Annotated in this window: 27 protein-coding genes and 1 other RNA gene; 12 read left to right on the forward strand and 16 right to left on the reverse strand. The window is 63.1% G+C overall.

Features of this window, described 5'->3' with window-relative positions; all coding sequences use genetic code 11:
* Nucleotides 1-10: 10 nt before the first annotated feature.
* The 8 genes from murD to mraZ all read right to left on the reverse strand — a co-directional run bounded on the left by murD (nucleotide 11) and on the right by mraZ (nucleotide 8,821).
* Nucleotides 11-1,384, reverse strand: coding sequence for a UDP-N-acetylmuramoyl-L-alanine--D-glutamate ligase (gene murD, locus FNU76_RS10385; RefSeq protein WP_144278132.1), 1,374 nt, complete (start codon nucleotides 1,382-1,384; stop codon nucleotides 11-13).
* Nucleotides 1,385-1,445: 61 nt separating this feature from the next.
* A complete protein-coding gene (gene mraY, locus FNU76_RS10390; RefSeq protein ID WP_144278133.1) occupies nucleotides 1,446-2,531 on the reverse strand; it encodes a phospho-N-acetylmuramoyl-pentapeptide-transferase in 1,086 nt (361 codons plus the stop codon).
* 3 nt (nucleotides 2,532-2,534) lie between these two features.
* Nucleotides 2,535-3,923: a UDP-N-acetylmuramoyl-tripeptide--D-alanyl-D-alanine ligase gene (locus tag FNU76_RS10395; protein WP_308418630.1), complete on the reverse strand. Its 1,389-nt coding sequence runs from the start codon at nucleotides 3,921-3,923 to the stop codon at nucleotides 2,535-2,537.
* The gene (locus tag FNU76_RS10400) at nucleotides 3,920-5,413 is read right to left on the reverse strand and encodes a UDP-N-acetylmuramoyl-L-alanyl-D-glutamate--2,6-diaminopimelate ligase (RefSeq protein ID WP_144278134.1); all 1,494 of its coding nucleotides are present in this window, start codon (nucleotides 5,411-5,413) and stop codon (nucleotides 3,920-3,922) included. The genes FNU76_RS10395 and FNU76_RS10400 overlap by 4 nt, the downstream gene beginning before the upstream one ends.
* Nucleotides 5,410-7,143 (reverse strand): peptidoglycan D,D-transpeptidase FtsI family protein, encoded by a 1,734-nt coding sequence (locus tag FNU76_RS10405; protein WP_144278135.1) that lies wholly within the window; start codon nucleotides 7,141-7,143, stop codon nucleotides 5,410-5,412. The genes FNU76_RS10400 and FNU76_RS10405 overlap by 4 nt, the downstream gene beginning before the upstream one ends.
* 6 nt (nucleotides 7,144-7,149) lie before the next feature.
* Nucleotides 7,150-7,425, reverse strand: a complete 276-nt coding sequence (ftsL, locus tag FNU76_RS10410) for a cell division protein FtsL (RefSeq protein ID WP_144278136.1) — start codon at nucleotides 7,423-7,425, stop codon at nucleotides 7,150-7,152.
* Nucleotides 7,426-7,433: 8 nt separating this feature from the next.
* The gene (gene rsmH / locus FNU76_RS10415; RefSeq protein WP_144278137.1) at nucleotides 7,434-8,378 is read right to left on the reverse strand and encodes a 16S rRNA (cytosine(1402)-N(4))-methyltransferase RsmH; all 945 of its coding nucleotides are present in this window, start codon (nucleotides 8,376-8,378) and stop codon (nucleotides 7,434-7,436) included.
* On the reverse strand, nucleotides 8,375-8,821 hold the full coding sequence (mraZ, locus tag FNU76_RS10420) for a division/cell wall cluster transcriptional repressor MraZ (protein WP_144278138.1): 447 nt from the start codon (nucleotides 8,819-8,821) through the stop codon (nucleotides 8,375-8,377). Before mraZ ends, rsmH begins: the two co-directional genes overlap by 4 nt.
* A 291-nt stretch (nucleotides 8,822-9,112) precedes the next feature.
* Here mraZ and FNU76_RS10425 point away from each other — a divergent pair, with 291 nt between their 5' ends.
* The 3 genes from FNU76_RS10425 to msrP all read left to right on the forward strand — a co-directional run bounded on the left by FNU76_RS10425 (nucleotide 9,113) and on the right by msrP (nucleotide 10,876).
* The gene (locus FNU76_RS10425) at nucleotides 9,113-9,448 is read left to right on the forward strand and encodes a hypothetical protein (protein WP_144278139.1); all 336 of its coding nucleotides are present in this window, start codon (nucleotides 9,113-9,115) and stop codon (nucleotides 9,446-9,448) included.
* Nucleotides 9,449-9,460: 12 nt separating this feature from the next.
* On the forward strand, nucleotides 9,461-9,652 hold the full coding sequence (locus FNU76_RS10430; RefSeq protein ID WP_144278140.1) for a protein MIGRI: 192 nt from the start codon (nucleotides 9,461-9,463) through the stop codon (nucleotides 9,650-9,652).
* 288 nt (nucleotides 9,653-9,940) lie between these two features.
* Nucleotides 9,941-10,876, forward strand: coding sequence for a protein-methionine-sulfoxide reductase catalytic subunit MsrP (gene msrP / locus FNU76_RS10435; protein ID WP_144278141.1), 936 nt, complete (start codon nucleotides 9,941-9,943; stop codon nucleotides 10,874-10,876).
* Between the two features lie 304 nt (nucleotides 10,877-11,180).
* Here the strand turns inward: msrP and rnpB are convergent.
* The 6 genes from rnpB to FNU76_RS10465 all read right to left on the reverse strand — a co-directional run bounded on the left by rnpB (nucleotide 11,181) and on the right by FNU76_RS10465 (nucleotide 14,360).
* An RNA gene (gene rnpB, locus FNU76_RS10440) (RNase P RNA component class A) lies at nucleotides 11,181-11,609 on the reverse strand.
* Between the two features lie 64 nt (nucleotides 11,610-11,673).
* Nucleotides 11,674-12,711: a dihydroorotase gene (gene pyrC, locus FNU76_RS10445; protein WP_144278142.1), complete on the reverse strand. Its 1,038-nt coding sequence runs from the start codon at nucleotides 12,709-12,711 to the stop codon at nucleotides 11,674-11,676.
* A 65-nt stretch (nucleotides 12,712-12,776) separates the two neighbouring features.
* The gene (locus tag FNU76_RS10450; protein WP_144278143.1) at nucleotides 12,777-13,022 is read right to left on the reverse strand and encodes a sulfurtransferase TusA family protein; all 246 of its coding nucleotides are present in this window, start codon (nucleotides 13,020-13,022) and stop codon (nucleotides 12,777-12,779) included.
* A gap of 32 nt (nucleotides 13,023-13,054) precedes the next feature.
* Nucleotides 13,055-13,621 carry a HutD/Ves family protein gene (locus FNU76_RS10455; RefSeq protein WP_144278144.1) on the reverse strand — a complete coding sequence of 189 codons (567 nt, stop codon included), beginning with the start codon at nucleotides 13,619-13,621 and terminating at the stop codon, nucleotides 13,055-13,057.
* 89 nt (nucleotides 13,622-13,710) lie between these two features.
* A complete protein-coding gene (locus FNU76_RS10460; RefSeq protein ID WP_144278145.1) occupies nucleotides 13,711-13,899 on the reverse strand; it encodes a hypothetical protein in 189 nt (62 codons plus the stop codon).
* Nucleotides 13,896-14,360: a hypothetical protein gene (locus FNU76_RS10465; RefSeq protein ID WP_144278146.1), complete on the reverse strand. Its 465-nt coding sequence runs from the start codon at nucleotides 14,358-14,360 to the stop codon at nucleotides 13,896-13,898. The genes FNU76_RS10460 and FNU76_RS10465 overlap by 4 nt, the downstream gene beginning before the upstream one ends.
* A 318-nt stretch (nucleotides 14,361-14,678) precedes the next feature.
* Here FNU76_RS10465 and FNU76_RS10470 point away from each other — a divergent pair, with 318 nt between their 5' ends.
* The 3 genes from FNU76_RS10470 (at nucleotide 14,679) to FNU76_RS10480 (ending at nucleotide 17,605) form a co-directional block, all read left to right on the forward strand.
* Nucleotides 14,679-15,443: an NRDE family protein gene (locus FNU76_RS10470; protein ID WP_179958426.1), complete on the forward strand. Its 765-nt coding sequence runs from the start codon at nucleotides 14,679-14,681 to the stop codon at nucleotides 15,441-15,443.
* 7 nt (nucleotides 15,444-15,450) lie between these two features.
* Complete coding sequence (locus tag FNU76_RS10475; protein ID WP_144278148.1) at nucleotides 15,451-16,389, forward strand: cation diffusion facilitator family transporter; 939 nt, start codon at nucleotides 15,451-15,453, stop codon at nucleotides 16,387-16,389.
* Between the two features lie 73 nt (nucleotides 16,390-16,462).
* Nucleotides 16,463-17,605: a glycosyltransferase family 4 protein gene (locus tag FNU76_RS10480; RefSeq protein ID WP_144278149.1), complete on the forward strand. Its 1,143-nt coding sequence runs from the start codon at nucleotides 16,463-16,465 to the stop codon at nucleotides 17,603-17,605.
* Nucleotides 17,606-17,611: 6 nt separating this feature from the next.
* Here FNU76_RS10480 and FNU76_RS10485 read toward each other — a convergent pair whose 3' ends face one another.
* Nucleotides 17,612-18,475 (reverse strand): ATP-binding protein, encoded by an 864-nt coding sequence (locus FNU76_RS10485; protein ID WP_144278150.1) that lies wholly within the window; start codon nucleotides 18,473-18,475, stop codon nucleotides 17,612-17,614.
* A 288-nt stretch (nucleotides 18,476-18,763) separates the two neighbouring features.
* On the opposite strand from FNU76_RS10485, the gene FNU76_RS10490 reads away from it, so the two are divergent.
* The 4 genes from FNU76_RS10490 to FNU76_RS10505 are packed head-to-tail and all read left to right on the forward strand — an operon-like array spanning nucleotide 18,764 to nucleotide 21,652.
* Nucleotides 18,764-19,204: a CoA-binding protein gene (locus FNU76_RS10490; protein ID WP_144278151.1), complete on the forward strand. Its 441-nt coding sequence runs from the start codon at nucleotides 18,764-18,766 to the stop codon at nucleotides 19,202-19,204.
* Nucleotides 19,204-20,037, forward strand: coding sequence for a diaminopimelate epimerase (gene dapF, locus FNU76_RS10495; protein ID WP_144278152.1), 834 nt, complete (start codon nucleotides 19,204-19,206; stop codon nucleotides 20,035-20,037). Before FNU76_RS10490 ends, dapF begins: the two co-directional genes overlap by 1 nt.
* Before the next feature lie 45 nt (nucleotides 20,038-20,082).
* Nucleotides 20,083-20,739, forward strand: a complete 657-nt coding sequence (locus FNU76_RS10500) for a DUF484 family protein (protein ID WP_223879300.1) — start codon at nucleotides 20,083-20,085, stop codon at nucleotides 20,737-20,739.
* Between the two features lie 22 nt (nucleotides 20,740-20,761).
* The gene (locus FNU76_RS10505; RefSeq protein WP_144278153.1) at nucleotides 20,762-21,652 is read left to right on the forward strand and encodes a tyrosine recombinase XerC; all 891 of its coding nucleotides are present in this window, start codon (nucleotides 20,762-20,764) and stop codon (nucleotides 21,650-21,652) included.
* Between the two features lie 8 nt (nucleotides 21,653-21,660).
* On the opposite strand, the gene FNU76_RS10510 is transcribed toward FNU76_RS10505, so the two are convergent.
* A complete protein-coding gene (locus FNU76_RS10510) occupies nucleotides 21,661-22,659 on the reverse strand; it encodes a TRAP transporter substrate-binding protein (protein ID WP_144278154.1) in 999 nt (332 codons plus the stop codon).
* Between the two features lie 187 nt (nucleotides 22,660-22,846).
* Here FNU76_RS10510 and FNU76_RS10515 point away from each other — a divergent pair, with 187 nt between their 5' ends.
* Both FNU76_RS10515 and FNU76_RS10520 read left to right on the forward strand, forming a co-directional pair.
* On the forward strand, nucleotides 22,847-25,150 hold the full coding sequence (locus tag FNU76_RS10515) for a PAS domain-containing sensor histidine kinase (RefSeq protein WP_179958427.1): 2,304 nt from the start codon (nucleotides 22,847-22,849) through the stop codon (nucleotides 25,148-25,150).
* Nucleotides 25,140-25,745 (forward strand): response regulator transcription factor, encoded by a 606-nt coding sequence (locus FNU76_RS10520; protein WP_144278156.1) that lies wholly within the window; start codon nucleotides 25,140-25,142, stop codon nucleotides 25,743-25,745. The genes FNU76_RS10515 and FNU76_RS10520 overlap by 11 nt, the downstream gene beginning before the upstream one ends.
* Nucleotides 25,746-25,799 lie beyond the last annotated feature (54 nt).

Below are 25,799 nucleotides of genomic sequence, written 5' to 3' on the forward strand. Positions count from 1 at the left end.
TAGAAGCGTTTCACGCTGGCAAACCTTTTACCGCGGCGACAAAGACCTCGGCGCGGTGGGTGTAGTTACGGAACATATCCAGGCTGGCGCAGGCCGGCGACATCAGCACGGCATCGCCCGGCTGTGCTTCGGCGGCGGCCAGTTCCACCGCCTGCGGCATCGAGGCGGCATCCAGCAGCTTCACGCCGCTGCCGGCCAGGGCGGCCCGCAATAGCGGCGCATCGCGACCGATCAGAATGGCGGCGCGAACCTTGTCGCGGCAGGCAGCCGCCAGCGGGCTGAAGTCCTGTCCCTTGCCGTCGCCGCCGGCGATCAATACCACCGGCTGGCTCATGCCCTTCAGGGCCGCTTCGGTGGCGCCGACATTGGTGCCCTTGGAATCGTCGTAGTAGGTGACGCCAGCCAGTTCGGCGACCCGCTCGACCCGGTGCGGCAAGCCGTGGAAACGGCGCAGTGCCTGCAACAGCGGCAGGGTGGGCAAGCCGATGGCACGGGTCAAGGCCAAGGCGGCCAGGGCGTTGGCGGCATTGTGCAAACCGGCCACCGGCAATTCGGTTGCCAGCATCAGGGTGAAATCGCCGCACACCAGCTCATGGCCGGCGCCAAAGGCGCGCAGGCCATATTCGGTGGGCGATCGGGGCGTATCCAGGCCGAACCAGAATACCTGCCGGCCGGGCCGGGCCATGCCGCGGCAGTAGCCATCCTCGCGGTTCAGCACCATGGCACCCAAGCCTTCGAAGATGCGGGCCTTGGTCATGGCGTAGTGGCGCATGGAGTCGTAGCGGTCGAGATGATCTTCGCTGACATTCAATACCGCGGCGGCATCGGGCGCCAGGCTTTGGGTGGTCTCCAGCTGGAAACTGGACAGCTCCAGCACCCAGACGTCGGGTTGCGGCCGCACTTCGGTCTCGATTTCGGTCAAGGCGTCCAGAATGGGCAAGCCGATGTTGCCGGCCACCACGGTACTGAGGCCCGCCGCTTCGCACATGGCGCCTACCATGGAGGTCACGGTCGATTTGCCGTTCGAACCGGTAATGGCGATCACCTTGGCCGGATGCTTTTCGGCGTTGAGCGCACGGGCGAACAGTTCGATATCGCCGATCACCTCGATGCCCCGCTCCGCCACGGCGGCGATGGCCGGATCGGCCATGGGCACGCCGGGACTCAGCAGCAGGTATTCCGCGCCGGCAAAGGTCACTTCGCTGAAGGCGCCCAGCTTGACCGGCAGCTGCGGTAGGGCCGCACGCAGTTCGGCCAGTCCCGGCGGCTGTTCGCGGCTGTCGGCAACGGTGACGACGGCGCCATGGCGGGTCAGCCAGCGCGCTGCCGAAAGTCCGGTGGCCCCCAGGCCAACGACGGTGATATGTTTACCGCTCAGCTTCATGTTCTCTCGCTCATATGGTCGTCGCCGCTGTTGCGGCTCTTTTATCTATTCCGTCGCCGCCTTAGCGCAATTTCAGGGTGGCCAGCCCGGCCAGCACCAGCAGCATGGTGATGATCCAGAAGCGCACCACTACCTGGGTTTCCTTCCAGCCTTTCAACTCATAGTGATGATGCAGCGGCGCCATGCGGAATACCCGCTTGCCGGTAAGCTTGAAGCTGGCTACCTGGATCATCACGCTCAGTGCTTCCATCACGAAGACACCGCCCATGATGAACAGCACGATTTCCTGCCGAACCACCACGGCCACGGTGCCCAGCGCGGCGCCCAGCGCCAGTGCGCCGACATCGCCCATGAATACTTCGGCCGGATAGGCGTTGAACCACAGGAAACCCAGGCCCGCCCCGCCGATGGCGGCGCAGAACACCGCCAGTTCGCCGGCGCCGGGAATATGGGGCAGCAGCAGGTAGGTGGCGAATTTGGCATTGCCGGCGACATAGGCAAAGATCGCCAGCGCCGATGCGACCATCACGGTGGGCAGGATGGCCAGACCATCCAGGCCATCGGTCAGGTTGACGGCGTTGGAGGTACCGACGATCACGCAATAGGTCAGCACCATGAAGCCGGCCACGCCGAAGGGGTAGGCGATATGCTTGAAGAAAGGCACGATCAATTCGGTGTTCGCCGGCGTGGTCGCGGTACTGGTCAGGAACAGGCCCGCACCGATGGCGATCAGCGATTGCCAGAACAGTTTCTGGCGCGCCGACAGACCCTTGGGGTTCTTCAGCGCCACCTTCTTGTAGTCGTCGATAAAGCCGATGATGCCGGTGCCCAGGGTGACGCACAGGGTCAGCCAGACATACTTGTTGCGCAGGTCGGCCCACAATAGCGTGGTGAGGCCGATGGACAGCAGGATCAGCGTGCCGCCCATGGTGGGCGTGCCGGCTTTGACCAGATGGGTTTGCGGGCCGTCATTGCGTACCGACTGGCCCACCTTCAAGTCGGTCAGTTTGCGGATCACCCACGGTCCCAGCATAAAGCTGATGAACAGCGCCGTCATGGTCGCCAGTACGGCGCGCAGGGTGATGTAGTTGAAGACGTTGAAGGCCCGGATATTTTCGCCGAGCAGGTTGGCGAGCCAAAGCAACATAAATCAGGCCTCTGCCTTTCCGGCCGAAGCAAGCGCTTCGACAATTTGTTCCATGCGCATAAAGCGCGATCCCTTGACCAGCGCGACGGCATCCTTGCCCAGTTGCGGCGCCAGTGCGGCCACCAGGGCGGCATGGCTGTCGAACCACCGGCCGCCCGGGCCGAACGCGGCCACGGCGTGGCGCATGCCCTCGCCGGTGGCGTACAACGACTCCAAGCCCTTGCCGCGGGCGTATTCGCCCAGTTCGGCATGGCGGGCCGGGATATCGTCGGTCTCGCCGATATCGCCCAGCACCAGGAAGCGCGGCGCCGGCAGGGCCGCCAGCACATCCATGGCGGCGTGCATGGAATCGGGATTGGCGTTGTAGCTATCGTCGATCAGCAAGGCGCCGTTGGCGGCGCGCTTTTGTTGCAGGCGTCCCTTGGCGCCGACATAGCCGGCGAGGCCGGCGGCGATCTCGACCGCCGTCAGGCCCAAGGCATGGCAAGCCGCTGCAGCGGCCAAGGCATTGGCGATATTGTGGCGGCCGGGCGCGGGCAGCCGCACCTCGGCTTCGCCGCCTGGCGTCACCAGCGTGAAACGGCTGTCCAGCCCCGCCAGGCGCACGTCGCGCGCCTGGATATCGCCTTGCGCCAAACCGAATCCCAGCAGCGTACGGCTGGCATTCAAGCCGCGCCAATAGTCGGCGTAGTCGTCATCCAGATTGATCAGCGCAGCGCCGCCTTCGGCCAGGCCGTCGAATATCTCCCCCTTGGCCTCGGCGATGCCGGCGGCCGAGCCGAGAAATTCGATGTGGGCGCTGCCGGCGTTGGTGATCAGGGCCAGCTGCGGCGCCGCCAGACCGGTCAGGTAGGCGATCTCGCCGAAATGGTTCATGCCCATTTCGATGACGGCATACCGGTGCCGCGCGCGCAGGCGCAACAACATCAGCGGTAGGCCGATGTGATTGTTCAGATTGCCGGCGGTGGCCAGCACGGCCTCGTCGCCGGCATGCCGGCGCAGTACGGTCGCAATCATCTCCTTGACCGTGGTCTTGCCGCTGGAGCCGGTGATGGCCAGCAGGGGCAGGCTGAACAGGCCGCGCCAATGCGCTGCCAGCCGGCCCAGCGCCGCCAGCGTGTCATCGACCTCCAGCAGGGGCGCATCGGGGCCCAGCGCGGCCAGCGCCGGATGGCCGGCCTCGACCAGGGCGGCGACGGCGCCGCCGGCCAGGACGGCGGCGATGAAATCATGACCGTCGAAATTGTCGCCCTTCAGTGCCACGAACAAATCGCCGGGGCGGATATCGCGGCTATCGGTACTCACCCGTTCATACGCCAGCCCGCCATCCCCGCGCAGGGTGGCGTTCAATACGGTCGCGCTGGTGGCCAGCGTCAGCATCGGATCTTTCACTTGCTCAACTTCCAGGCCGCCAAGGCGGCCGTTGCCTGTTGTTCATCGCTGAACGGCATCTTCACGCCGTTCGCGTCCTGATATTCTTCGTGGCCCTTGCCGGCGATCAAAACCACGTCGCCGATCTCGGCCAGCTCGACGGCCAGCGCGATGGCGGCGGCACGATCGCTCTGCACGCTGTAGTCGCCCAAATGCTGGTGTTCGGCGTCGGCCCCGTCCACGCCGTCAAGGATGTCGCTGATAATGCGGCGCGGTTCCTCGGTGCGTGGGTTGTCATTGGTGATGATGACGGTGTTGGCCAACATGCAGGCGACGCGGCCCATCAAGGGACGCTTGCCGCGATCACGGTCGCCGCCGCAACCGAACACGCAAAACAGCCGGCGCCGGGCCGGCATGGCCTCGCGCAGGGTGCTGAGCGCCTTTTCCAGCGCATCGGGCGTATGGGCGTAATCGACCACCACCAGCGGCTTGTCGCCACCGCCCAGCCTTTGCATACGGCCTTTGGCCGATTCGATGCGACCGAGCACCGCGACCGCATCGTTCATCGGCACATCGAGGCGCAACAACACCCCCAGGCAGGCCAGCAGATTGCTGGCGTTGAAACGCCCCAGCAGGGGGCTATTCAACTCGGCATCGCCCCAAGGCGAGTTGATCCGCATGCGGATGCCGGCCAGGCTGGTCTGTATTTCCACCGCGCGCAGCTCGCCCGCTTCCAGGCCGTAACCCAGTGCCAGGCCAGCCGGCAGGGTCCGCAACAATTCGGCGCCAAAGGCGTCGTCGGCATTGATGACGGCCGCGCGCAAACCCTCCCAGTCGAACAGCTTTTGCTTGGCCTCGGCGTAAGCCGCCATGCTGCCGTGGTAATCGAGGTGGTCGCGGCTTAGATTGGTAAACACCGCCACATCGAAGGCCACCCCATGGGCACGGCCTTGATCCAGCGCATGCGAGGACACTTCCATGCACAGATGGCTGGCGCCGGCCGCCTTGAATTCGGCGATCAGTGCTTGCAGCTGCGCCGCCTCGGGCGTGGTATGGCTGGCATCGCCCAACTGGCCGAGCAGGCCGTAGCCCAGGGTGCCTATCAGCGCCGGCTTGCCGCCAAGCAAGATAAAGGCTTGCGCCAGCCAATGGGCGCAACTGGTCTTGCCATTGGTGCCGGTCACCGCCACGCATGCCATCGCACGGCTGGGGTCGCCCAACAGATGGCTGGCGATCAGGCCTGTCTGGGCGCGCAACTGCGGGATAGCCAGATTGGGGAAGCCCGGATCTTCCACCCAGGCGTAGTCTTCCGCCTCCCACAGCACGGCGCCGGCGCCTGCGGCGATGGCGGCAGCGATATGCCGGCGGCCGTCGCTGGTGTCGCCACGATAGGCAAGGAAGATATCGCCGGGCTGGATCCGCCGGCTATCGGCGACCAGCCGGCGGCCGGCGGCGATCGCATCGATCGCGTTCCAATCCAGCAACGGCAGTTCCCAGGCGCTAGGCTTCACATCTCCTCCTTGACCGGATCATCGGTGGTATCCAGCAGCGGCAGATTCAGCGGCGCATCCGGCGGTACGCCGATAAAGCGCAAGCTACCCGCTACCACGGCACTGAATACCGGTGCGGCTACATCGCCGCCGTAATATTTGCCCATCGTCGGCTCGTCGATCATCACCGCCACGATCACCCGCGGATCGGAAATTGGCGCGATGCCGACAAAGGAACCGACATATTTCTTGCCTTCATAGCTGCCGCCCTCCAGCTTGTGGGCGGTACCGGTCTTGCCGCCGACCCGATAGCCGACCACGCGCGACTTCGAAGCGGTACCACCAGGCTGGGTAACCATTTCCAGCATCTTGCGCACGGCCCGTGCTGTTTCGGGCTTGATCACGGCATCCCCGGGCAAGGGCGCCACCAGCTTCTGGAAGCTGATCGGGCGGATTTCGCCATCGGTGGCGAAGATCTGGTAAGCCCGCGCAATCTGCAGCAGGCTGACCGAAATCCCGTGGCCATAGGCCATGGTGGCCTGGTCGATCGGCACCCAGTTCTTCCACGGCCGCAAGCGACCGCCCGATTCACCGGGGAAACCACTGTGCGGCAGCTGCCCGAACCCCAACTTGTCGTAGAAGGTCCATAAATGCTGGCGGCCCATGGCCAGCTGCAGCTTGGCGACGCCGACATTGCTGGACTTCTGCACAATCTGCTCCACCGTGATCGCGCCGTGTGCATGGGTGTCATGCACGACATTCGGGCCGATCGCCATCGTGCCGCCACCGGTCTGCACGATGGTCTGCGGCGTCACATCGCCGGTTTCCAGCGCGGCCGCCACGGTCATCGGCTTCATGGTCGAGCCCGGTTCATAACTATCGGTCAGGGCCCGGTTGCGCCGCGTGGCCGGATCAAGCTTTTCCCGATTGTTCGGGTTGAAACTGGGTACATTCGCCAGCGCCAGCACTTCGCCGGTACGGGCATCCAGTACCACGATGCCGCCGCCCTTGGCCTTGTTGTCCTCGACCGACTTCTTCAACTCGCGGAAGGCCAGGTACTGGATCTTGCTGTCTATCGACAGCGTCAGCGTCTGGCCGTCGCGCGGCTTTTCGATACTGGTCACGTCCTCGACGATAAAACCGCGGCGATCCTTGATCACCTGCCGGCTACCGGGTTTGCCCGCCAGCATGGACTCGCGCGTCAGCTCGAATCCTTCCTGGCCTTTGTTGTCTATACCGGTGAAACCGATCACATGGGCCAGTACTTCACCGGCCGGGTAATAGCGCCGGTATTCGACCTGCTTGGAAATGCCGGGAATACCCAAGCCCAGCACCCGCGCCGCCGCATCCGGACTCATCTGCCGCCGCAGGTAGACAAAGTCGCGCTGCTTGTCCGCCAGGCGGCGCACCACATCGCCGGGCGGCAGGCCCAGGGCACGGCTCAACTTGGCCAGCTGGTCGGCGCTCAGCCTGGGCACGTCGGACGGACTGGCCCAGATCGACTGCACCGGCGTGGAAATGGCCAAAGGCTCGCCATTCCGATCGGTAATCATGCCGCGATTGGCTTCCAGTACCAGCCGCCTGCTGTAGCGCGCCTCACCCTGCTCGCGCAGGAAGTCTTCCTTGAAGCTCATCAAATAGCCGGCCCGGCCGATCAGCACCAGGAACAGCGCCACCAATCCGCCCAGCACCAGCCAGGCACGCCACATCTGCAGCTTGAGGGCGGGGCTCTTGTTGGCTTGATAAACCATGGCCACTCACTGACCAGGGGCGACGACGGGCGCCACCTGGGTATGCGCCGCATCGGAGACATGCATGCCCAGCCGGGTCATCGCTTCCTTTTCGATGCGCGAATGCATCGCCCAGGTGCTCTGCTCCAACTGCAACTGTCCCCACTCGACATCCAGCCGATGGGCTTCGGTTTGCGCCTTCTGCAATTCCATATAGGCTCGCCGCGCCTTGTGCTGAGAGGTAACGACCCCCAGCGCGCAAACGACCAGGACAAAGAGCAACAACAGATTCAAGCGTGTCACCCCGGCGCCTATCTCAGGGCTGCGCCGGTGCGCTCCGCGACGCGCAGGATGGCACTACGGGCGCGCGGGTTTTCACCGACTTCGGTTTGCGAGGCGCGGATCGGCTTGCCGATCAGCTTCAAGGGCGCTTCCGCGATATCGGCCGCCCGCACCGGCAGGCGCGAAGGCAGGCGATCGGCGGTGGCGGCATCCACGGTAAAGCGTTTGACGATGCGGTCCTCCAGCGAATGGAAGGCGATCACGGCCAGCCGTCCACCCGTGCCGAGGCGCCGGAACGCCTGTGGCAGCGTCAGCGACAGTTCTTCAAGCTCACGATTGATGTAAATCCGTATAGCCTGGAAGGTGCGCGTCGCCGGATCCTGGCCCGGTTCGCGGGTGCGGACGGTCTTTGCCACGATCTGGGTAAGTTGTCCTGTTGTAAGGATCGGGTTCTCCCCCCGAGCCGTAACAAGCGCGCTTGCAATCTGTTTAGCAAACCGTTCTTCGCCATAATCCCTTATCACCTCTGCGATTTCGGCTTGTTCCGCCGACGCCAACCATTCCGCGGCCGTCTGGCCGCGGGTCGTATCCATGCGCATGTCCAGCGGCGCATCAAAGCGGAAGCTGAAGCCACGCGCCCCATCGTCGATCTGGGGAGAAGAAATACCGAGATCCATCAACACGCCATTCACCGCGCCGATACCCAGCGCATCCAGGCCGGCATCGAAGGCCGCGTAGGGCTCGTGCACGATATGGAAACGCGGGTCGGTGATGGTGCGGGCGTCGGCCACCGCCTGCGGATCCTTGTCGAAGGCCACCAGCCGGCCTTGCGGACCGAGCCGGCTGAGAATCAGCCGCGAGTGGCCGCCACGGCCATAGGTGCAATCGACGTAGATGCCGTCCGGCACGATGGCCAGGCCGTCCACCGCCTCGGTCAGCAACACCGTGCGGTGTGTGAAAACGGCCGCGCTCACAGCACGAAACCATCGAGTTGAGCGGCGATATCGGCCGGCGACATCGCCAGCGCGGCCGCGGTCTGCGCATGCCAGCGGCCTTCGTCCCAGAGCTCGAACTTGCTGCCCAGGCCGACCAGCGCCACCGATTTATCCAGCTGGGCAAAGCTGCGCAGCGTGGTGGAAAGCAGGATGCGGCCGGCCGAATCGATATCGACCTCCTCGGCATGGCCGAGGATCAGGCGTTGCAGGGCACGGGCCTGGGGATTGAAGGCGGGGAGATTATTGAGTTTGTCGCGCACGGGTTCCCAGGCGGGCTGAGGGTAGATCAGCAGGCATTGGCTGGGATCGACCGTGACGGTCAGTCGCCCGCCGCATCCGTCGAGCAAGGCATCGCGATGCTTGGCCGGAATAGCCAGGCGCCCTTTGCTGTCGAGGTTGAGGAGTGCTACGCCGCCGAACATGTTTACCGCCGTATTACCGCTGTGGGGAGCGAAAGCCGCGAGCAGCTTTCTAGGACTTCATTTCTGGGCGGGTGAAACACTTTTCACCACTTTTACCCACTGCACCCCACTATAGGGCAACAATTCCACGCGGGTCAAGCATGCAAAGCGGGAATTTTTGTATTTGCTACAATCACTTAGAGCTAATTTGCCCCCCCGGATTTACCCTTATACGAATGCGATAGTCCTTTGCAAATAAGGGTTTATATGAAAACCTGAATGCAGTGGATTAACTTCGACCCGGAAACCTCTATGCCCATTCGCCCCAATCACCTGTTTATTGGCCTGTTTTTATTGCTTGCCGGCTGCTCCCAGTTACAACAAACCGGCCAGGCCATTTCGGACAGCAACGGGGTGTTGCAGGACGGCGAGACGCGCTATTTGGGCAAGAAAAAGTACCAATTGCGCGTCGCCGGCTCGTCCATGCTGTTCTATGGCCAGGCCGAGCAATTCTTTCTGCGCCGGGCCGAAAGCCTCAGCCAGAAAATGGGTTGCCGAGGCTGGAAACTGCTGGAATACAAATCGGGCACGGAAAATACCCTGATCGGCGCCCGCCAATACGCCGACGGCGTCATCCAGTGCCTGTAGAGAGGCGCTGATATGCTGTCCCGTCTTGGACGAGTGGCCCTGCTGATCGCGCTGGGCCTGCTGCTGTGGAACTTCTTCCTCAAGCCGCAGACCCGCCAGCGCTTTCGCGGGCATATGGAAATCCTGGCCTATGCCCTGCTGGCCAGTTCGGTACTCATGCTGATCTGGCATTGGTGGGGAATGGTCTCTCAACGCGCTGAATAAGCCTCAAGCTTATGCTCACCGCCCGGCAAAGCCGGGCGCTAACCGGCAGTGGCAAATCAACCGCTCCTCGCTGTTTTAATCCAACTCCCCCCGCCCTCGCCGCCGCGAGGGAGCCTCGTCCTCGCAAGGAGGAGGCCGTGGTTGTAAGCGCTAAAGCGCTAACAACCACGCACCCTACGCTCGTTAGCGCGCTACTTGATCCGCTCTTAAGCACTGGAAGGGGTGTAAGGTCGTGGCGGTAGATACGACCAACTGGCATCGCTACATCAGCCCGCAGGAGCCGTCCCCATGCCCGCCTATCGTCCCGCCGCCATCGCCCCCAGCGAAATCACGCCGGAAAGCATCTATCTCAATCGCCGCGAATGGCTGCAAGGCAGTGCCGGCCTGGCGCTGGCGAGCCTGCTGCCGTCCGCCGAGGCGGCGGCGCCAGCTGCCTTGCCGACCTTTTACAAAAGCCGCTACAGCACCAGCGAGGCGAAGAACAGCTTTGAAGAGGTCACCCACTACAATAATTTCTATGAATTCGGCACCGACAAAAGCGACCCGGCCGAGCACGCCGGCAGCCTGAGAACCCGGCCCTGGACCGTGGAAACCAGCGGGGAGATCGGCAAGCCTCGCCGTTACGATCTGGATGAGCTGATCAAGCTGGCGGCGCTGGAAGAGCGCATCTACCGCCTGCGCTGCGTGGAGGGCTGGTCCATGGTCATTCCCTGGATAGGCCTGCCGCTATCCGCGCTGCTCAAGCAGCTGCAGCCCAACTCGCGCGGCAAGTATGTCGAATTCACCAGCCTGCTGGCGCCCGACCAGATGCCGGGGCAAAAGAGCCGGACGCTGGACTGGCCCTATATCGAAGGCCTACGCCTGGACGAGGCGATGCATCCGCTGACCATCCTGGCCGTCGGCCTGTATGGCCGGCCGCTACCGAACCAGAACGGGGCACCCATCCGCCTGGTGGTGCCGTGGAAATATGGCTTCAAGAGCATCAAGTCCATCGTCAGGATCCGCCTGGTGGAACAACAGCCGGTGAGCAGCTGGACACGCAGCATTCCCACGGAATACGGCTTCTATTCCAACGTCAATCCAGAGGTGGACCACCCGCGCTGGAGCCAGGCCAGCGAGCGCCGCATCGGTGAATTCCTCAAGCGTAAGACCTTGATGTTCAATGGCTATGCTGATGAGGTCGCTTCCTTATACAAAGGCATGGATTTACGGCGGAATTTTTAGCCTGGCATTATCTTTTTCTATTAAAAATAATAGGTCGATAGAAAATGATGACTGTAAACGTGAATAATTACGGAACTTCTCCGCAAACCAGCAATCCTTACACTTGATTGAGCCTTACGCATCGCAGCGGTAGCCGGGCGCCGCCGACCGACATCGACTTCTAGCGCCCGGATTTTTTTATGCCTCTGTACGCTTTTTGAGGCTCAAAAACGTAGCCATCAGGTTTGGCTGCTCGCAAGCTCACTTTGGTCTTCGCAGAACAAAAAAGGACGCGGCATTGGCCACGTCCTTTTTTCTTTGAGCAGTGCGAAGTCGGCCTGTAAGCCGGGTCCTGTGACACGGCGGTTACCCGCCGCCGACAGTCATTCCTCTAGGACGTACATTACTGCACGCCTCAAGCAACCTACCCGCAAGCTCAGGGGGCCCCGTCAACGCTTGCCTATTTGGTCTTGCTTCGGATGGGGTTTAGCCTGCCTCGAACTGTCGCCAGTCGAGCGGTGCGCTCTTACCGGACCGGCCTTGCGACCGGCCACCGCTCTCGCGGCCACCTTTTCACCCTTGCCTGATCCGAATCGATACCCTTGCGGCTATCGGTCCGGCCATCGGCGGTTCAGCTCTCTGTTCCACTTTCCGTCGCCTCACGGCGCCTGGCCGTTAGCCAGCATCCTGCCCTATGAAGCCCGGACTTTCCTCCCCCCGCCCGAAGGCGAGCGGCGACTGTCCGGCCGACTTCGCCCAGCTAGTCTACCACCGCCGTCAAGCCCCCCGCGATTTCTCGCGAAAAGGCGCCAAGCGCATCAATCCTGCAACCGCCACGCAACCGTTTCGCCAGCCCGCAGCGGTACCAGGGTGTCGTCCGCCAGATAGGGCAGCTCGTTCGCCACCGGCGTGCTTTCCTTCACCAGCGTGATGGTGTCGTCATTGGCCGGCAGGCCGTAGAACAGCGGGCCGAAACGGCTGGCAAAACCTTCCAGCTTGTCCAGGGCACCGGCCGCCTCGAAGGCTTCGGCATACAGTTCGATGCCATTGTTGGCGGTATACATCCCGGCGCAACCGCAAGCAGCCTCCTTGGTGCGCTTGCCGTGCGGCGCACTGTCGGTACCGAGGAAGAACTTCGGACTGCCGCTGGTGGCCACTTCCAGCAAAGCCTCGCGGTGCGACTCGCGCTTGAGTACCGGCAAACAGTAGTGGTGCGGCCGGATACCGCCCTGGAACAGCGCATTGCGATTCATCAGCAGATGGTGCGCGGTTATGGTGGCGGCGACATTGGCCGGCGCGCTCCAGACGAAATTCGCCGCCTGGCGGGTGGTGATATGTTCGAACACCACTTTCAGCGTCGGCAGCTTCTCCAGCAAGGGCTTCATCACCTGCTCGATAAATACCGCTTCCCGGTCGAATACATCGACCGCCGGGTCGGTCACCTCGCCATGCACAAGTAAGGGCACGCCCAGTTCGGCCATGGCCGCCAGTGTAGGCATGGCCTTGGCGATATCGGTCAAGCCCTGGTCCGAATTGGTGGTGGCGCCAGCCGGGTAGAGCTTGATGGCTTTGACGAAACCGCTCTCCGCCACCCGGGCGATTTCATCGGGCGGGGTGACATCGGTCAGGTATAGCGTCATCAACGGCTCGAAGCGCATGCCGGCGGGAAGGGCGGCCAGGATACGGTCGCGGTAGGCGGCGGCATCGGCCACCGTGCGCACGGGCGGCTTCAGATTGGGCATCACGATGGCACGGCCGAAACGGCGGGCGGTATCGGGCAGGACCGCTTGCAGTGCGGCGCCGTCGCGCAGGTGCAGATGCCAGTCGTCGGGACGGATCAGGGTAAGGGTTTGCATGCGGGCATCCATCGAATAGGTTCGGGCCGGCGGGCTCGCCGCCGGCAAGGAAAATCAGCGCGGTCCTAGCGACGGCGCAGCCAGAATAGGTACTTGCCGTCCAATTGCTCCTGGTGCGCAATACCGTGGCCGGTCTGTTGGCAGAAAGCCTGGAAATCGGCAGGCGTGCCGGGATCGGTGCAGATCAGGTGCAGGATCGTGCCGCTGGGCAGGTCGGCCAGCGCTTTCTTGGCACGCAGGATGGGCAGCGGGCAATTGAGGCCGGAAAGATCGACCGTGAGATTCGCATCGGGTGCGGTGGGTGCGGACATGACCAGGGACCGGGAAAGGGACAATACCCGGATTATACCGTTGCACCCGCCTCCACCACGACCACCCTGCTGGCCGGCCCGGCACGGAGGCTGACCGCCTCGTCCTGGAGCAGCAAGAGCTGGCCCGCCTCGATCAACCGGCCACCCAGGCGCAACTGGCCGGCCAGGGCATGGACCAAGGTCCATTGGCACCCTGATAGCGCCAGCTCGGCGCCTTCGGCCAGCGCCAACACCCGCAGTGCGGCCTGGCCCCAATCGCGCGCCACCATCAGGTTGAAATCGCGCAAAGGCCCATCCAGCAAGCGGCAATCGACCGCCGCCTCCCCGGGAAAATCGATAGGCTGGCAGGGGCGATCCATGCGCACGGTGTGGGTGCCGAAGTCCAGCAGCATGCCGGCCCCCTCCAATAGCATCAGGCTACGATCCACACCGGGGAATAGGGAAAACGGCCCGCCCTGCGCAACGTCGGCGATGGACAAGCGTAAGGCGAAATCATCTGGCCGCGCCGGATGAGACAGCCGAAACAATTCGCAGGTGGTGCCCCCGCCGTTGCGCCAGGGCATGTTGCGGTAATCGGCAGGGGTAAACAGGTGAGGCATGAGTGGGAGGCCACAGTCAGGAACGACTGCGGTCACGGGCCTCGAAACGCGACAATGGGTAGAACAGGCTGTATCGCACGCTTGTCGATTCAAGCAGCGCGTTGCTTAGCTCGCCAAGCCTCAAACCCACCGGCCTGGTTGATCTCGTCATCCAACTCACTTACGAGTGCTTGGATATATCGCACAGTCGGACGGTCATCGAATACAACCATGCCTTCTCGACGGTTGCGCTCCTCAAGTTCCGCCGACTCCGCGAGGAAACGTTCGGTTGGGTTCATGATTTCTCCCTTCTGTATGTCAATCCAAGGCGGTGAGCTAACTGTACCCAGATCTGGTGATCAAGCTCGGCCGCGCAGTGATAGTAGGACAGATGCCCAGCAGACAACATATGCCGGATCTCATTGTTAGCCACAATCTCAGATTGCGAATGCACATGTGAGATGCGCGTCGAAATTGGCCACCCTTGGCTGCCGGGACGCATGATAAAGCGAAACTGCTTTGTAACAACACGTAATTCTTGCAGTTCCATACTGCACGCAATTTTCACATCCGCAACTGAAAATGCGCCGCCGTTCGGGTGGTTATGGGTAAAGGCGCAGCCATGCAGCGCCGTGGCTTCGCTTGTCGAAAATCCGATGTGGTCCGGATGCCCCTTTCGAAACAAGCGCATCGCACCACAGACATCAAAGAAGGCGCCGTTCTCTTCAGCATCATGACGAATACTGTCCTCAAACTTCACCAGGGCCTCCTGTAGTGGAGACGATCGGTCAGGCTCTACTGGCGCACTTTGGGGGTCATGAATGGAGAATTGACAAGGTGGTTGCCTGAAATGCATCGTCATCGTCGCGACAGTAGCCATTTCGTCGCCGTCGTCTTTCGTTTTTTCCACCACTTATAAATTTTACATAGCTCATCCTGAAACAAACGGCCATCCAATTCAACGGCTTGCACACGATTTCGACAGTCCGATTCTTGGTTGCTTAGGAACTAAGGGGCAAAACAATGCCCCCTCATTTCCATGGCTGTTTTTTTGCCCGCAAAGCCGCAGAATACCGGCATGTGTCTGATTGCCTTCAACTGGGATCCCACCGCTGACACGCCTTTGCTGTTGCTGGCCAATCGTGACGAGTTCCATGCTCGTCCAGCCGCAGCGCTAGCCTGGTGGGATGACGGGAAAGTATTGGCCGGCCGCGATCTGCGCGCGGGTGGTGGCTGGCTGGGCGTGAACCGGGCCGGCCGGCTGGCCGCGCTGACGAACTATCGCGATCCCAGCCGCTCGAAGCCCGATGCGCTGTCGCGCGGCGGGCTGGTCAGCGGCTTTCTGCAGGGGAACGAAAGCGCCGCCGACTATATCGCCCGCCTTCGGGCCGAGGCGGACCGGTATAACGATTTCAATCTACTGCTCTACGACGGTCGGCGCCTGCTGGGTTATGAAAGCCGCTTCGATTGCGTGGTGCGCTTCGGTTCAGGCGTCCATGCGGTGTCCAATGCCCGCTTCGACACCCCCTGGCCCAAGCTGGAAAAGCTCAAGGCCGGTCTGCGGCAAGAGATGTCACGCGCACATGCCGCAGCCGAGCTGGACAAGGCACTGTTCCAGCTACTGCTCGACCCCAGCCTGGCGGCGGATGAACATTTGCCCCGTACTGGCGTGCCGCTGGAGTGGGAGCGCCTGCTCTCGGCCGCCTTTATCCGCTCCGCCGACTACGGCACCCGGGCCGCCAGCCTGGTGCGGGTAAGCCGGCAAGGGCTCAGCTTCACCGAACGGCGCTTCGAACAGGGCGAGCCCACTGGCGAGACAAGCCTGCAAATATTGCTATCCTGATACGTCCATGTCCGCCACCCACCCGCAGCATCCGCACGATCACCATAGCGCCAGCCGCCGCAGATTACTGCTGGCCCTGCTGCTTACCGCCGGCTATGCGCTGGTGGAAGCAATGGGCGGGCTGTGGAGCGGCTCGCTGGCCTTGCTGTCCGATGCCGGCCATATGGTGACCGACGCGGCGGCGCTGGGCCTGGCGCTATTTGCCCAGATGGTGGCGCGCCGGCCGGCCTCGACCCGCAATTCCTATGGCTATGCCCGCGCCGAGGTGCTGGGTGCGCTGATCAATAGCCTTTTCATGCTGGCCATGGTGGGCTGGATCGTCTTCGAAGCGCTGGGGCGGCTGATGCAGCCCAAGCCGGTCAATGGCGTCGGCGTGATCGCGATTGCCGTGGTCGGCTTGCTGGTCAATCTGCTGGCGGCCTGGCTACTGTCGAACGACAGCCACAATATGAACTCGCGCGCCGCGTTGATGCATGTGCTGGGCGACCTGCTCGGCTCGGTGGCGGCCATCCTGGCCGGCCTGGTGATCTGGCTGACCGGCTGGGCGCCGATCGATCCCCTGCTGTCCCTGTTGGTCGCGCTGCTGATCCTGCGCTCCACCTGGAACCTGGTGCTGCAATCGAGCCATATGCTGATGGAGGGGGTGCCCGCGCATCTCGACCTGGAGGCGATCGGCAAGGCGCTGGCCATGCTGAAGGGGGTGCAATCGGTGCACGATCTGCATGTCTGGCACCTGGGGCCGGAACGGGTGGCGCTATCCGCCCATCTGATCATCGACGTGGCGGACGCCTGGCCGCGCTTGCTGGCGGCGGGCCAGGCCATGCTGGCCAAGGACTACGGCATCGATCATGTCACGCTGCAACCGAGCTGGCTGCAGCCTCCGCGAGGCAAAGTCATCAGCCTGGGCGCAATCGTAAAAAACCCTCACCACGGCCACAAACACTAGGGCTTCGCCCGTTTCACGAAACCTTCATGCCAGCGTCACCGCGCCGACATGGCCGGTCAGCAGTCTGCGCAGCATGCGTCCCACCCCACTCCGCCTTGCCATCGTTACCGAAACCTATCCGCCGGAAATCAACGGCGTCGCCATGACCGTGGGCCGCATGGTCAGCGGCCTGGCCGCGCGCGGCCACCAGGTCGATCTGATCCGGCCGCGCCAGCAGGGCGACAGCGCGGCCGCCGACACCATGCTGGTAGCCGGCTTATCGCTACCACGCTACCCGGACCTGCGCTTTGGCCTGCCGGCCGGCCGGCGCCTGTTGAAGCGGTGGCGGGAGAACCGCCCCGACCTGGTCGTCGCCGTCACCGAAGGCCCGCTGGGCTGGAGCGCCTTGCAGGCCGCCCGCCGCCTGGGTATCCCGGCCATTTCCGAATTCCACACCAATTTCCACAGCTACAGCGCCCATTACGGCATGGCCTGGCTGATGAGGCCGGTGCGCGGCTATCTGCGCCATTTCCATAACCGCAACCTGGCCACCCTGGTCCCCAGCGAGGACGTGCGTGCACGGTTGGATGGGCAGGGCTTCGGCCATCTGCAGGTCGTCTCGCGCGGCGTGGATACCGCCCTGTTCGACCCTGCCAGACGTTCAAGCGAACTACGCCGGACATGGGGGGCGGGCGATGCCACCCAGGTCGTCGCCTATGTCGGCCGGATGGCGGCAGAAAAGAACTTGCCGCTGGTGCAGGCGGCTTTTCGCGAGATGCGCGCCATCCGCCCGGACAGCAAATTGCTTTGGGTGGGGGACGGTCCGGAACGGAGCGCCCTGCAAGCCAGCCATCCCCAGCACTTGTTCGCCGGCATGCGCCGTGGCGAAGACCTCGCCAGCCATTACGCCTCGGCCGATATTTTCCTCTTTCCCAGCACCACCGAAACCTACGGCAATGTCACGGTCGAAGCGATGGCCAGCGGCTTGGGCGTGGTGGCCTATCGCTACGCCGCGGCGGCTACCCATATCCGCCACCACGAAAGCGGCCTGACCGCCGATTTCGACCAGCGCGAGCAGTTCATCGAACAAGCACGTTATGCCGCCAGCTACCCCAGTGTGATGCGGGAGCTGGGCCGGGCGGCCCGCCAAGTGGCTTTGCAGCTGGGTTGGGACGCCGTGGTGGCGCGCTTCGAGGAAGTGGCGCACGCGGCACTGGCCCGCGCGGCGGGGAATTAGGGACAGCTATTCGCCGGGCCGCTCCAACTGTATCCACTGGCCGAATTCCATATCCTCGAACTGATAGATCCCGTGCTCGACCTTGACCAGGATATGCCGCCTCGGGTCGGTCAATCGGGCCAAGGCATTGTTCACGGCATGAAGCGGTGCGGCATCGTCCAAGCCCAGGGCATGGCCAAAATGGGTACGGGCCGCCTTGCCGGTGATGGCGCGCTGGCCGGCGGCGACAAACTGCAGGATAAGCTGGTCCATGGCGGGTAAGGCTTGCCAGGCCGCCGCGAAGCCCTCATCCGAAAACATGCTGGCGTTCGCTATGGAGATCGCGCCGGCGGCGCCTTCATCCGGGCGGGTGAGATAGCACTCCAAAAAGCGCCGAAAGACTTCCGGCGACCCCTTGAGCGTCAGGAAAGCAGCCTGGGCTATCTCCTCATCCAGGTGGAAGGTCTTTTGCAGCGCCCGATTGGCCGTGGCGACCATGTAGGAGACAAATTCCCGCCCTAGCAAGGGAAACGGTTCGATCGGCGCCCAGTTATAGAACGGCTGGCTGGTCTTGCCGAACATGGTGCGTAGCGTCTGTTCGCCGGAACCCGTGAAAATGATCTTGACCGCGTCCTTGCGCACATCGAGACCGGCGCGCAGCGATGCACTCATTGCCGTGTGCCTGCTTGTCGTCAATACCTGGGCTTCATCGATCAACAGCAGGATGGGCTGCTTGTGCTCGTCGATTCGGTGCCACATGGTATCGAACCCGGCCTGAGGGTCTGGCTGCTCCAGACGCTGCCGCACCACCGCTGCAATTCCTTCAAACGGGTTGGCTTGCCGCTCCCAGAGATTGACGTATACACAGGTGTAACCCTTGGCTTGTGCCACGGGAACCGGCTTGTGCCACGGGAACCATATCCTTCAGCAGGAATTCAGTCTTGCCCATGCTGCGACGGGCAAACAACGCGCGTGCGCTATTCAAGCCAGTATCGAACTGATCGATATAGCGCATCGCCAAGTCTGCGCGACTGAAATGCCAGGCATCATTGTTTGGCATGGGGGGCATATCCGCTAGATATTTTCCAGATAATGACAAGGGCGGATAGGCCAAAGTTGCATGACCTTGCACAATCAACCCGCCCGGCGGAGGTGGCATGGCTGTGGCATCATCTCGCCATGTTCACCAATCCCTCCGACCAGGAACTGCGCCAGCTGCTGCGGCACACCCGCCGCATTGCCGTAGTGGGCCTGTCGCCCAACACCAGCCGGCCCAGCTATCGCGTCTCGCGCCAGATGCAGCGCTGGGGCTTCGAGATCGTGCCGGTCAGGCCGCTGGTCGACCAGGTCTTGGGCCAGCCCGCGCATGGCCGGCTGGAAGATGTCCCCGGTCCCATCGACCTGGTCAATGTGTTCCGCACGGCCGCCGAGGTAGATGCCATCGTGACCAGCGCCATCGCACTCAAGGTGCCCGCCATCTGGATCCAGCAGGGCATCGTCAACGAAGCCGCCGCGCTGCGGGCGCGCGCCGCCGGCATCGTGACCGTGATGGATCGCTGCATCATGGTTGAATATGCCCGGCTTGGGCTTGAATCAGACGGTTCTGGAGCAGATCGTTGATGAAGCTACGTTTTACCAAGATGCAAGGCCTGGGCAATGACTTCGTCGTGCTGGACGGTTTCAGCCAGTCGCTGAGCCTGGATCGCCAGCAACTGCTGAAACTGGGTGACCGCCATTTCGGCGTGGGTTGCGACCAGATTCTGCTGGTGGAACAACCACACCATCCCGATGCCGATTTTCGCTACCGCATCTTCAATGGCGGCGATGGCGGCGAGGTCGAGCATTGCGGCAACGGGGCGCGCTGCTTCGTCCGCTTTGTGCGAGAGCGCGGCCTTACCGGCAAACGCAGCATCAAGGTCGAAACCGCCAAGGGACTGATCACCCTGGAGATGGGTGAAAACGGCCTGGTGACCGTGGATATGGGCGCGCCGCGCTTTGCCCCCGCCGAGATTCCCTTTGTCGCCGACGCCGACACCGTCATCCACTCGCTGCAAGTGGGCGACCGCCAGGTGGAGATCGGCGTGGTCTCGATGGGGAACCCGCACGCCGTGCAACTGGTAGCCGATATCGACCAAGCCGCCGTTGCGCAGGACGGACCCTTGATCGAAGGGCACGGCCGTTTTCCGCAGCGGGTGAATGCCGGCTTTATGCAGGTGCTCAATCGCGGCGAGATTCGCCTGCGCGTGTACGAACGTGGCGCCGGCGAAACCCTGGCGTGCGGCACGGGCGCCTGCGCCGCGGTGGTCAGCGGCATTCGGCGCCAGCTGCTCGATCACTCGGTCAAGGTGCATACCCACGGCGGCGAGCTGGCTATTCGCTGGCAGGGCGAAGGGCATCCCGTGTGGATGACCGGCCCGGCGGTCACCGTATTCGAAGGCGAGATCGAGCTGTAAGCTGCCGCCATCCACCATTCAAGCGTCCCACGAGCGAGACAAGATATGTCGATTCAAGCGAACGAGGTAGCCAGCTGGCTGCAAGCCAATCCCAAGTTCTTCGAGGACTATGCCGATCTGGTGGCGGAGATCTTTATCCCCCATCCGCACGGCGGCCGCGCCATACCCATCGCCGAACGGCAGATATTGACCTTGCGGGAAAAGAACAAGCTGATCGAGACCAAGCTGGGCGAGCTGCTGCAATTCGGTGAGGAAAACGATCAAATCGGCGACAAGGTCCACAAGCTTACCGTCGGCCTGCTGCAGGCGCGGGACTTGGCCGGCGTGCTGGGCACGCTCAACTATCATCTGCAGGACCATTTCCGGGTGCCGCACCTGGCGGTACGGTTGTGGGGCGGCGAGGCGGACGAGACGCTGAGCGAGTTCGCACCGGTCGATGCGGAAGTCCGCGTGCTGGCGCGCAGCCTGGCCACGCCCTACTGCGGCCCCTATGTCACCGACGAGGTGATGGGTTGGCTGGGCGAGTCGGCACCCCACCTGAAATCGTTCACCCAGGTCGCATTGAAGGCGGATGGCGAGCCGTTTGGCTTGCTGGTACTGGCCAGTGAAGACCCACAGCGCTTCTATCCGGAAATGGGCACCCTCTACCTGGCGCGTATCGGCGAATTGGCTTCGGCCGCGCTTGGCCGTTATCTGGATTAGTGGCACGCAGGGAGAGCAGGGCATGACGCCGCTGGAACGGCTGGACCGCTATTTGCGCGGGGAGCACGGCAGATCCGCCGCGACCCGTTCGGCCTATATGGCCGATGCCGGCCTGCTGTTGACACTGGCGGGCGACACCGATCTGGCTGCCTTGGGCAGCAAGGATATCCGTGGCTTCGTGCGCCGCATGAATTCGCAAGGACATGACCCCCGCAGTATCGCCCGCCGCCTCAGCGCCTGGCGGGCCTGGTTCAAATTGCTGATGCGCGAAGCCGGTTTCGCCCACAATCCGGTGGAAGGCATCAAAGCTCCCCGGGCAGCCCGCAAACTCCCTCGGCCGGTCGGCGTGGACGAAGCCATGGGCTTTCTCGACAATCTGACCGATACCGATCCGCTGGCCCGCCGCGACCGCGCCATGTACGAACTGGCCTATAGTTCCGGCTTGCGCGTATCTGAACTGGTGGGGGTCGATTGCGAGGATTTCCGCGACGCGGGCGCCACCCTTCAAGTGCTCGGCAAGGGTGGCAAGGTACGCTTGGTGCCGGTGGGCGAGATGGCGATCCACACTATCCAGGACTGGTTGCAGGATAGGGCCTCCTTACCGCAAACCGGCGACGCCGCCCTGTTCCTGAACCGCTTTGGCCGCCGCATGAGCACGCGGGCGGTGCAGCTGCGCCTGGCCGAGTGGTCGGTCAAGCTGGGTCTGCCGGACCACCTGCATCCGCACCGGTTGCGCCATGCCTGCGCCAGCCATTTTCTGCAAGGCAGCCAGGATCTGCGGGCCACCCAGGAACTGCTGGGCCATGCCAGTATCGCCACCACCCAGGTCTATACCTTGCTGGACTTCCAGCACCTGGCGGCGGTGTATGACAGCGCCCATCCCAGGGCACAGGACAAGGATGGAGCGGAATAGCCGCGCGCCTACTTGCCGGCCGCCACCTCGGCGGCGATCCGATAGGTGCCGTAGATCAGGTCCTTGCCGATGATATCGAGAAACTCACGGTGCACCGGTAGCATCTGCTTGCGTAATATTTCCCGGTCGGCCAGCGGCAGCACGTAGATCTCGGTGGTATGGGCCGCCCGTACCTCCTCCAGCGCCCGTCGATTTTCCTCGTCGGCGATCTGCCGCTCGTAGGCCGTGGCCAATTGCATGGCGGTGCTGAGCTGTGCCCGGAGATCGGTCGGCAGACCCTCCCAGAATGTCTTGTTCACGATCACCGCATAGCCGACGTAGCCGTGCTGCGACAAGGTCAGGTGCTTTTGCACCTCGTGCATGCGCTGGGTACGGAAATTGGATTCCGGGTTTTCGGCGCCATCGATCACTTGCTGCTGCAGGGCGCTATAGACCTCCGAGAAGGCGATCACCTTGGGCACCGCGCCCAGCGACTTCATCTGCGCCTCCAAAACCTTGGAGGCTTGAATGCGCATGCGCAATCCCTTGAAGTCGGCGGGGGTGCGCAAAGGCCGGTTGGCGGAAAAATGCTTGAAGCCGTTGTCCCAATAGGCCAGGCCGACGATGCCCTTGCTGTTCAGCTGGCGCAGCAAGCCCTGGCCGATCTCGCCGTCCATCACCCGGTACAATACCTTGTCGTTCGGGAAGATATACGGCAGGTCGAACAGCTCGAACTGGCGCAAACCCAAGGCACCGAATTTGGACAGGGAGGGCGCGAGTATCTGCACGGCATTGCGCTGCAAGGCCGCCATTTCTTCGCGGTCCTTGTAGAGCTGGCCGTTCGGATAGAGTTGTACCTTGACCCGTCCGGCGCTCATCTTCTCGGCCAGTTCCTTGAACTTCTCGGCGGCGCGGCCCTTGGGTGTATCGGGCGCCACCACGTGGCTGAACTTGATCAGGATGGTATCGTTCGCAGCGGCGCTTCCCAGGGTACTCAGGCAGGCAAGCAGCAAGAGGGCAAATCGCATGGTTCTATTCTCCCGGACCAGATTGCCGGTCCACTTTACATAAGCCTCGGAGGACGCCAGGGCGGCTCGGTCAGCCCAAGGCGCCCTATCGAAGATTAGTTAATCGCATCGCCTATCGCCTCGGCTTTTGCCTCATACGGGAAAGCCCCAAGCGGCAAGGGGGGCTCGGGGTCATATGGTTCGTCTGATGAAACGCACTTCCAATCTGCCGCGACCGGCCCGCTGGTTGTGGGCCATGCCCAACCTGGCCCTGATCTGCTTCCTGGCGGTCGGCGTCGCTTTGCTGCTGTTTATCCGCAATAACGAGCGGCAGCGCCAGCACGACGAGCTGGTGGAAGCGGTGCTGTGGCAGGATCGTGCATTACGTGCCGAATTGACCGCCAGGCAGAAGCAATTGGAAGGCATGGCGCATGACCTGGTGCGCGGCGACATCAGCGAAGGCGCTTTTTATGGCCGCGCCGCCGATATCATGACCAGCAGCCCCGAAGTGCTGGCCATCGCCTACACCAATGAATTCGGCGACGCCGTCTGGAGTTATCCGGCCCAATCGATGGCCCCCCTGCAGATGGTGCCCGCCGTCATCGAGCCGCTACAGCGCTCCGCCCGGATCGGTATCGCCTCCAGCACACCGCCTTTCGATTTTCCCGGTGCCGGCCAGGCCGTCGCCCTGTCCTTTCCGGCGGTGCAGGGCAATCGCACCTTGGGCGCCTTCGTCGCCATCGTTTCGCTGAAGGGTCTGTTGCGCAATTATGTGCCGTGGTGGATCGCCAAGCGTTTCCAACTGGGCATCGTCAATCTGGACGGCGATACCCTGGCGGCAAGGCCGGAGCAGCCCCTGCCGGACGCCGGGCCACTCAGCTATGACGTCGCCCTGGACCCGCCCGGCTACGGCTTGCGCCTGCGCGCCCGTATCTTCCTGACCGGCTGGCCGCTCTGGCAACATGCGCTCTACTGGGTACTGGCCGGACTGTCGGCACTGATGCTGTGGTCGCTGTGGGTACTCAAGCGCCATATGCGCGAGCGCCTGACCGCCGAGCGAGCCATGCTGCGCGAAATGAATATGCGCCAGGCGCTGGAGGATTCCCTGGTCTCCGGGGTGTTCGCCACCGATCGCGAAGGCCGTACCTTGCACGTCAATCCGGCTTTTTGCCGCATGGTGGGCTTCGAAGCGGAAGAGCTGCTGGGCGGCACGCCCCCCTTCCCTTATTGGGCGCCGGAGACCACCAACCAGTGCGCGCAGATCTTCGCCGCCATCTTGCGTGGCGAATGTCCGATGAACGGATTTTCGCTACGCTACCAGCGCAAAAGCGGCGAGCGTTTCGATGTGCGGCTTTACTCCAGCCCGCTGATCGACGGCGAGGGCCGCCATACCGGCTGGGTGGCCTCCATGACCGACGTCACCGAACTCAAACGCGAGCGGGAAGCCTTGAAGGCATCGCACGAGCGCTTCGTGGCCGTGCTGAACGGGCTGGACGCCGCCGTGGCGGTCACCGACCGCCGCAACGGCGAACTGCTGCTGTCGAACCGTGCCTTCCGCGAAGCTTTCCGCCTGACCGCGCCGGATGGACCGCTTTGCGCACTACCCCTGCGTCACGCCGATCCCGGCGGCGAATGGTTCGATCCGGTATTGGGCCGCTGGTACCAGCATCATCGGCGCGAAACCCTGTGGGTGGACCAATCGCGCGTCTGGCTGGATATCGCCACCGACGTCAGCGAGCGTAAACAGGCTGCCGACCGGGAAAGGCAGCAGACCGAAAAGCTGCAGCAGACCGCCCGCCTGATCGCCATGGGCGAGATCGCTTCCAGCCTGGCACATGAACTGAACCAGCCGCTGGCGGCCATCTCCAGCTACAGCACCGCTTGCCGCAATCTGGTCGCCAGCCGGCAGCTCCGCCCGGAAGAGCTGGATGGCGCACTGGACAAGATTTCCGAACAGGCACGGCGGGCGGGTGCCATCATCCGCGGCATCCGCGAGTTCGTGCAAAAGCGCGAGCCGAAGCGCTCGGTCTGCCGGGTAGGCGATCTGCTGGACACGGTGCTGTCGCTGCTGGCCGCGCCGCTCAATCGCCATTTCGTGCGCTTGGTGGAGATTCGCGTGGCCGACGATACCGAGTTGTTTGCGGACAGGGTGATGCTTGAGCAGGTATTGTTCAATCTATGCAAGAACGCCATCGAGGCGATGGTGGAAGGCCCGCAGGAGCGCTGCGAATTGACCGTCGAAACCCGCACGCGCGGTGACTGGCTGGATATGATCGTGGCCGACCGCGGTCCCGGCATCGCCAGCGACGATGTGGAGAAATTATTCCGCCCTTTCTATACCACCAAGGCGGAGGGCATGGGCATGGGCTTGAATATCTGCCGTACCATCGTCGAACATCACCAGGGTCGCCTGGCCGTCGAGGCTCGCGAAGGCGGCGGAAGCCGCTTCGTGGTGAGCCTGCCCTTGGCCACTCAACCCATTTTCAAGGAAACCGAACATCATGCCGTCTGATCCCCGTATTGCCCTGGTTGACGACGACGCCGCCGTGCGCGACGCGCTGAAGTGGTTGTTCGCCTCGCGCGGCCATCAGCTCGCCACCTTCGAATCCGCCGCAGCGCTGCTGGCGGACCGCGACGTCAGCCGCTTCGCCTGCCTGGTGCTGGATCTGCGTATGCCCGGCATGGGTGGCATGGAACTGTTCCAGACCCTGACCGCGCGCGCCTATACGCCGCCTACCGTCTTCCTTACCGGCCACGGCGATGTCCCGCAAGCGGTGGCCGCCTTGAAGCATGGTGCGGTCGATTTCATCGAGAAGCCGTTCGACGACAATGCCTTGGTCAGCCTGGTGGAACAATGCCTGCTGCTGGACACCGAACGCCGCCAGACATGGGAAACGCGCCGCCAGATCGAACGTCGGCTGGCCGAGCTGACACCGCGCGAAAAGGAAGTGATGGCACTCTTCCTGGACGGCAAGCTGAACAAGCAGATCGCCGATAGCCTCGATATCAGCATGAAGACCGTCGAGGTCCATCGTGCCCGGGTATTGGAAAAGATGGGGGTGAAATCGGCGGTGGAGTTGGCTAATCTGCTGAAGGAACTGGGCTAGCGACCACGAGCGGGCTTGTCGTCGCCACCAAGGATAGCCGCATCTCGCGGCAGG

The sequence above is a fragment of the Chitinimonas arctica genome (assembly GCF_007431345.1).
In the GTDB taxonomy this organism is placed as follows: domain Bacteria; phylum Pseudomonadota; class Gammaproteobacteria; order Burkholderiales; family Chitinimonadaceae; genus Chitinimonas; species Chitinimonas arctica.

What these genes read in the sequence shown, in the direction of transcription:
- FNU76_RS10515 (WP_179958427.1), top strand. Translation starts at nt 22,847, where the DNA reads ATGAAACGCACTTCCAATCTGCCGCGACCGGCCCGCTGGTTGTGGGCC.
- FNU76_RS10520 (WP_144278156.1), top strand. Translation starts at nt 25,140, where the DNA reads ATGCCGTCTGATCCCCGTATTGCCCTGGTTGACGACGACGCCGCCGTG.
- FNU76_RS10425 (WP_144278139.1), top strand. Translation starts at nt 9,113, where the DNA reads ATGCCCATTCGCCCCAATCACCTGTTTATTGGCCTGTTTTTATTGCTT.
- FNU76_RS10405 (WP_144278135.1), bottom strand. Translation starts at nt 7,143, where the DNA reads ATGGTTTATCAAGCCAACAAGAGCCCCGCCCTCAAGCTGCAGATGTGG.
- FNU76_RS10505 (WP_144278153.1), top strand. Translation starts at nt 20,762, where the DNA reads ATGACGCCGCTGGAACGGCTGGACCGCTATTTGCGCGGGGAGCACGGC.
- mraZ (WP_144278138.1), bottom strand. Translation starts at nt 8,821, where the DNA reads ATGTTCGGCGGCGTAGCACTCCTCAACCTCGACAGCAAAGGGCGCCTG.
- msrP (WP_144278141.1), top strand. Translation starts at nt 9,941, where the DNA reads ATGCCCGCCTATCGTCCCGCCGCCATCGCCCCCAGCGAAATCACGCCG.
- dapF (WP_144278152.1), top strand. Translation starts at nt 19,204, where the DNA reads ATGAAGCTACGTTTTACCAAGATGCAAGGCCTGGGCAATGACTTCGTC.
- mraY (WP_144278133.1), bottom strand. Translation starts at nt 2,531, where the DNA reads ATGTTGCTTTGGCTCGCCAACCTGCTCGGCGAAAATATCCGGGCCTTC.
- FNU76_RS10510 (WP_144278154.1), bottom strand. Translation starts at nt 22,659, where the DNA reads ATGCGATTTGCCCTCTTGCTGCTTGCCTGCCTGAGTACCCTGGGAAGC.
- FNU76_RS10450 (WP_144278143.1), bottom strand. Translation starts at nt 13,022, where the DNA reads ATGTCCGCACCCACCGCACCCGATGCGAATCTCACGGTCGATCTTTCC.
- FNU76_RS10455 (WP_144278144.1), bottom strand. Translation starts at nt 13,621, where the DNA reads ATGCCTCACCTGTTTACCCCTGCCGATTACCGCAACATGCCCTGGCGC.
- FNU76_RS10475 (WP_144278148.1), top strand. Translation starts at nt 15,451, where the DNA reads ATGTCCGCCACCCACCCGCAGCATCCGCACGATCACCATAGCGCCAGC.
- FNU76_RS10500 (WP_223879300.1), top strand. Translation starts at nt 20,083, where the DNA reads ATGTCGATTCAAGCGAACGAGGTAGCCAGCTGGCTGCAAGCCAATCCC.
- FNU76_RS10460 (WP_144278145.1), bottom strand. Translation starts at nt 13,899, where the DNA reads ATGAACCCAACCGAACGTTTCCTCGCGGAGTCGGCGGAACTTGAGGAG.
- murD (WP_144278132.1), bottom strand. Translation starts at nt 1,384, where the DNA reads ATGAAGCTGAGCGGTAAACATATCACCGTCGTTGGCCTGGGGGCCACC.
- FNU76_RS10470 (WP_179958426.1), top strand. Translation starts at nt 14,679, where the DNA reads ATGTGTCTGATTGCCTTCAACTGGGATCCCACCGCTGACACGCCTTTG.
- pyrC (WP_144278142.1), bottom strand. Translation starts at nt 12,711, where the DNA reads ATGCAAACCCTTACCCTGATCCGTCCCGACGACTGGCATCTGCACCTG.
- FNU76_RS10490 (WP_144278151.1), top strand. Translation starts at nt 18,764, where the DNA reads ATGTTCACCAATCCCTCCGACCAGGAACTGCGCCAGCTGCTGCGGCAC.
- FNU76_RS10430 (WP_144278140.1), top strand. Translation starts at nt 9,461, where the DNA reads ATGCTGTCCCGTCTTGGACGAGTGGCCCTGCTGATCGCGCTGGGCCTG.
- FNU76_RS10480 (WP_144278149.1), top strand. Translation starts at nt 16,463, where the DNA reads ATGCGTCCCACCCCACTCCGCCTTGCCATCGTTACCGAAACCTATCCG.